General features: G+C 70.5%; 1 protein-coding gene and 1 pseudogene. One reads left to right on the top strand and one right to left on the bottom strand.

Annotation, left to right across the window (positions count from 1 at the left end; genetic code table 11):
* Positions 1-981 (bottom strand): hypothetical protein (locus tag AOK17_RS47010; protein WP_055618750.1); only part of this gene is annotated, 981 nt, incomplete at its 3' end.
* Positions 982-1,239: 258 nt separating this feature from the next.
* Between AOK17_RS47010 and AOK17_RS47005 the strand changes: the two are divergent.
* Positions 1,240-1,459: pseudogene (locus AOK17_RS47005) on the top strand (class E sortase); the annotation flags it as partial.

Raw genomic sequence — 1,459 nt, 5'->3', positions numbered from 1 at the left:
CCCAGACCCACACCAACAAGACGCCCCCCGCTCCGGCGGCCAAGCCTCAGCCCGCCCCCGCGCCGCCAAAGTCGTCGCATACTGCGGCAGCAGTGACGCATCCCCAGGCGAAGCCCCCTCCGAAGCAGCGAACGCCTCATAAGAAGGAACCGTCCCCGTGACGATCCCGAGGTTCGGCGTACCCGAGGCCGCAAGCTCCCTCAGCGACCCCTCTATCGTCGCGAGGTGCTCCTCATAGGACGGGTACTCCTCCGTCAAGGACGGGTACGCCGCCAGCAGCTCCGCCAGTTCGCTCGCCGGCCAGTGCAACACCGCGACCGGGAACGGGCGGGACAGCGCCTCCCGGTAGGTGCCCAACTCGGCGCGGAGGCGGGAGATTTCGGCTTCCAGTTCCGCCGGGTTGTCCGAGCCCAGGGACCAGACGCGCTTCGGGTCGTGGAGTTCGTCCAGGGAGACCGGGGAGGAGTGGAGCGTGTCCGCGAGGGCGTCCCAGTTGTCGTGGGGGAGGCCCAGCATGCGGCGTACGCGGTGGCGGCCGAAGAGGACCGGGTGGGTCGCGTACGGGGGTTCGGGGACGTCCGTCAGGAGGTGGGTCGCCGCCTCTGTGAACGTCTGCTGTGCGGCTTCGAGCTCGTCGTGGGACTCCAGGGACTCGGCCACGATCACCCATGGGGCCGGGTCGCGGGGTGACGCCCCGCGGACGCCCTCGATGATCGCCTTCGCCTCCGCCTCGTGGCCGTACTCCCAGAGGTTGGCCGCCTTCAGGGCACGTACCAGGAATGGGTTCTCCAGGGGGGTCTCGCTGGAGAGGAGGCGGTCGTAGAAGGCGGTGGCTCGCGGGCGGTCTTCGGCCAGTTCGAGGTGGGCCGCAGCCTGCAGCAGCAGGTGCTCGGCGTCCTCGGGGTAGAGGCCGGCGGTCCGCTCCAGGCGTGCTGCTTCGGCGTTGTGGTCGACGTACTCGGCAGACGTGTCGGGGCGCATGGTGGACACCGTACTGCCGACCGCCCGGCTGAGGAGAGGTATGGGCAGGCCAGGGGTGAGATCGGGGGAGGAGCGTGAGCGGGTCGTGGGCGGTCGTGAGCCGTGGGGAAGGGCGGCTCGTTCATGGGGATGGTGAGTTGGGGCTTCAGCCCTTATCGTGCGGCCCCGGCCATCGCCATCGCCTTGGCTCCGGCCCGGCCACGGCAGCCGCCCGGGCCCAGCCCGCCACGGCTCCCGCACGGAGGGAGGCATACGCGCATGCGAGTCCCCGTCGTCCATCAGCAGGCCCGGCGGCGGCGTGCCCGTTACGCCCGCCTCCTCTGGAACGGTGCCGAGGTTCTCGTAACCCTCGGTGTCGTCCTCCTGCTTCTCGTCGTCCACCAGCTGTGGTGGACCAATCGGCAGGCCCGCGAGGGCGCCGAGAGAAAGGTCCAAGCCCTGGAGCGGCAGTGGGCGGGAGAGGGGGAGGAGGGAGAGA

Source organism: Streptomyces phaeochromogenes (assembly GCF_001418655.1).
Lineage (GTDB): Bacteria > Actinomycetota > Actinomycetes > Streptomycetales > Streptomycetaceae > Streptomyces > Streptomyces phaeochromogenes.
Note: the sequence above shows the minus strand (reverse complement) of the source record. Positions and strands in the feature narration are given on the sequence as shown.